Raw genomic sequence first — 3859 nt, forward strand, 5'->3', positions numbered from 1 at the left:
CAAGCATGGCAGATGAGTTGAGGATGGTGTTGGAGCTAGCGACTGACGAAGAATTGCAAACATTAACCGAGATTTTGTTTCGGCGCGGATTCAACCCCCTTGATTATATTTATACGCCTGAGCCGATCGATGTTCAAAGTCAATGTCGTCAAGATTGGCTAGACACACTAGAAGCTCGCTTCCGGTTTTTGGCGGCTGATGGTTTCACGGTCTTGAAGGGACGGACTAGTGATGTTACCTATCGCCAAGTTTTAATTCAAGTTTGTCGCTACCTCAAAATTCCCTACCGCCAAGACTTCTCGACGATTGACCTGGAATCAGAAATCTATCTGAACGTCTTAGAAAAGATGTGGAAACGGTTGTCCAAAGCTGAACAGGAACGGCTAATTGAGGGCATTCAACGATCGCTAGTCAGTCCTAGCCATGCTAGCAATATCCCATTACCCTATCAACAGGATCCAACACGCCTGCTGTTGACTGGTAGTGGTGCCTTGGCCATGAGCACGGTCATTCGCCCAATGTTGCTAGAGTTACTTAACACCCTAGCTCGCCATACAGCAGGCCGAGGAGCATTGCTGACCATGGTTGCTCGGTATGGTGCTCTCAGAACTGCCCTTGCTGCTTTGGGGCCTGCCCTATGGACTCTATTCGCAGTGGACTTAGGCTGGCGAGCGATCGCAACCAATTATGGGCGAGTGATTCCTGCTGTATTTGCGCTGGCACAAATTCGTCTCACCCGTACCCATGCTGTGGAACTAGTGCATTGATACAAACCCCTGTCTAGGTTCTAAGCAGATGGAATTGACCTTAGATTAATTCAAAAAGATTAATTCAAAAGATTGGTTCAACCCTAGGCAGACGGATATGCAATCCATAAGAAGATGTGAATAGGAATTCGGTGCGTTCTCAGCCTTAAACCCCTATACTCATTGATGTATAGATAAATGTTGCAGGTAGCTGGTTGTCGCGGGTAATTTCCGTCGATGACGGTCACTCTTGCCTAATCACCTAGGTGGGCAAGAGAGGTAGTGCCTAGTCCAAGGAGTTAGGGTGATTGCTGGGTGCCAGAGTTACCAGACAAGACGAGTAGATGGAGTGAGAGATAACACTGTGTTTGCACTAAGTGGCTATGAATACGTTTTGGGTTTCTTGTTGGTTTGTGGATTATTAGCCGTTGTGGCATTGGTGTTGGCAGCAGTTCTACGTCCGCGCTTTGCCAGTGCTGAACGCCGTACCACCTACGAATCTGGAATTGACCCATTTGGTGGCGCGTGGATCCAGTTCAATATTCGTTACTATATGTTTGCACTGGTATTTGTCATCTTTGACGTGGAAACTGTGTTTCTCTACCCTTGGGCTGTTGCCTTTAGCCGCCTAGGTGTGTTGGCATTTATCGAAGCATTGATTTTTATCGCGATTCTGGTTGTTGGTTTGGCTTACGCATGGCGTAAAGGAGCTTTGGAATGGTCATGAGTTCAGAAAACTCTCTAGCAACGCTGATTGATCAGCAGAAGGAGCGGATCTTAAACCCGATCGACCGCACCCAGGTTACTCAAGAGCTTTCGGAAAATGTTGTGCTAACAACGGTGGACGATCTCTACAACTGGGCGCGCTTGTCTAGCCTGTGGCCAATGCTGTATGGCACAGCTTGCTGCTTCATTGAGTTTGCAGCTCTAATTGGCTCTCGGTTTGACTTTGACCGCTTTGGCTTGCTGCCTCGTGCCACTCCTCGACAAGCTGATTTGTTGATTACCGCTGGCACGATTACGATGAAGATGGCACCGGCCCTAGTGCGCCTGTATGAGCAGATGCCTAATCCTAAGTATGTTATTGCTATGGGAGCCTGCACGATCACGGGTGGCATGTTCAGTATGGACTCCCCCACAGCCGTGCGCGGGGTTGATAAGTTGATTCCCGTGGATGTGTATTTGCCTGGCTGCCCTCCTCGCCCCGAAGCTATTATTGATGCCATTATCAAGTTGCGTAAGAAGATTGCTAACGACTCGTTGCAGGAGCGGGCTAAGCTAGGGCAAACTCATCGTTTCTACACTCGTAGCCATGCTATGAGGCCAGTGAAGCCGATTCTGACGGGTAAGTATGTGCAGGCAGAGGCGCGTCAAGTGCCACCTAAGGAGCTGATGGAGGCGATCGGAATGCCAGTGCCCCCTGCTCTACTAACCGCTCAACAGGAGGTTGTAAACCGTGGCTGATCCAACGTCTACTCCCGAACCTACTGCAACTGCGATCGTGGAAGCGGGCAAAGTGTCTAAATGGCTGACGGAAAATGGTTTTGACCATGAGCCATTGGAGCCTGATCACCTAGGGGTAGAGGTACTCAAGGTGTCGGCAGATTTTCTACTGCCGATCGCTACAGCCCTCTATGCTTACGGCTTTAACTACTTGCAATGTCAGGGTGGCTATGACGTAGGCCCTGGTAAGGAGTTGGTGAGCTTCTATCACCTAATTAAGGTAACAGATGATGCTGATCGACCAGAAGAAGTGCGCATCAAGGTATTTCTTCCTAGGGAAAATCCTGTAGTGCCCTCAGTCTACTGGATTTGGAAGGCAGCCGATTGGCAGGAGCGAGAGACCTACGATATGTACGGTATTATCTACGACGGTCATCCTAACTTGAAGCGCATTCTGATGCCAGAAGACTGGGTAGGCTATCCCTTGCGGAAGGACTACATTTCCCCAGACTTCTATGAACTGCAAGATGCCTACTAACGCTCTGTGATTGGTAGGTAAGGCATGGTCAGATAATGCGGAGTTGGAAAATCACTTAATGATAGGCGCTAGACTCTTGACGATGGAGTCTAGCGCTATGTATGATTGTGGAGATGAATTAAATGTTACCTAGCGGAGTGTCCTCTGCACTTGTACTAGGCTGTCTTTGGTATCTTGATTTCGCTAGTTATTGCAGATTGGTTATATTGTTGACTGCAAGCTTACGTACGGTAAAGGCCGTTAGGAATTTTAAGAGTTTAAAGATTCCGATAAGACATGAAGGGTGACCTTACAAGTTGACCTACTCCGCACTAGAGTGAAGTCGTTAGGTGGAAGTGTTGATATTCTTGTTCAACAAGCCTGACGATTGGAGTTGAAGGTATTTCATGATGCTTTGTACAGACCAATTGATGAAAACTGTCCTGATTGTCGAAGACGACCCTATCAATGCCCGTGTATTCTCCAAGATTCTGACAAAGCGGGGCGGCTATGCAGTTAAGCATACTGAAGACGTGGAAGAGGTGCTGCGTATTGCCCGCAGTCACGAAGTCGATTTGATTTTAATGGATGTTTCCTTGGCCCACAGTGTCTATCAAGGAAGGGCGATCGACGGGATTAGGATTACTCAGTTGCTCAAGGCCGACCCAGAAACGGCAACGTTGCCCATCATTCTAGTCACTGCCCACGCGATGCAGGGCGATCGAGAGAATTTCTTGAACCAGAGTGGAGCAGATGGATATATCTCTAAGCCCGTGGTTGACCATGAGCAGTTTGTTGACCAAATTCAAGCTATGATGCCGGGCTGATGCTGCTTGCCAAAGGGTAACTGTTTAGCGGTTAATGGTAATTAGTCATTTGTCCATACTATGGCTCGTTCGCTAGTGTTGGACAAATGACAGCAACCTGTTATTTTGATGTCTGCTAATCGTGACCAAACTTGTATCCCGCCCTGTATTTCCGTTTACTGCCATCGTAGGGCAGGAGGAAATGAAACTGGCTCTGTTGTTAAACGTCATTGATCCCAAAATTGGGGGAGTGATGATTATGGGTGATCGTGGAACGGGAAAATCAACCACGATCCGCGCCCTTGCTGACTTGCTGCCTGAAATTGATGTAGTAGCTGACGACCCTT

Annotated in this window: 6 protein-coding genes; all 6 read left to right on the forward strand. The window is 48.2% G+C overall.

The features are described 5' to 3' along the window. The first annotated feature begins 5 nt into the window (after positions 1-5). Positions 6-767: a hypothetical protein gene (locus NZ772_15360; GenBank protein MCS6814933.1), complete on the forward strand. Its 762-nt coding sequence runs from the start codon at positions 6-8 to the stop codon at positions 765-767. A gap of 343 nt (positions 768-1110) precedes the next feature. Beyond that, complete coding sequence (gene ndhC / locus NZ772_15365) at positions 1111-1473, forward strand: NADH-quinone oxidoreductase subunit A (GenBank protein MCS6814934.1); 363 nt, start codon at positions 1111-1113, stop codon at positions 1471-1473. After that, positions 1464-2210: a photosynthetic/respiratory NAD(P)H-quinone oxidoreductase subunit K gene (gene ndhK / locus NZ772_15370; GenBank protein MCS6814935.1), complete on the forward strand. Its 747-nt coding sequence runs from the start codon at positions 1464-1466 to the stop codon at positions 2208-2210. Before ndhC ends, ndhK begins: the two co-directional genes overlap by 10 nt. Then, on the forward strand, positions 2203-2727 hold the full coding sequence (locus NZ772_15375) for an NAD(P)H-quinone oxidoreductase subunit J (protein MCS6814936.1): 525 nt from the start codon (positions 2203-2205) through the stop codon (positions 2725-2727). Before ndhK ends, NZ772_15375 begins: the two co-directional genes overlap by 8 nt. 410 nt (positions 2728-3137) lie before the next feature. Continuing rightward, on the forward strand, positions 3138-3533 hold the full coding sequence (locus NZ772_15380; protein MCS6814937.1) for a response regulator: 396 nt from the start codon (positions 3138-3140) through the stop codon (positions 3531-3533). 181 nt (positions 3534-3714) lie between these two features. Then, positions 3715-3859: magnesium chelatase ATPase subunit I (locus NZ772_15385; GenBank protein MCS6814938.1), on the forward strand; the 145-nt coding region annotated here is incomplete at its 3' end.

The organism is Cyanobacteriota bacterium (assembly GCA_025054735.1).
Classification (GTDB): Bacteria; Cyanobacteriota; Cyanobacteriia; order SKYG9; family SKYG9; genus SKYG9.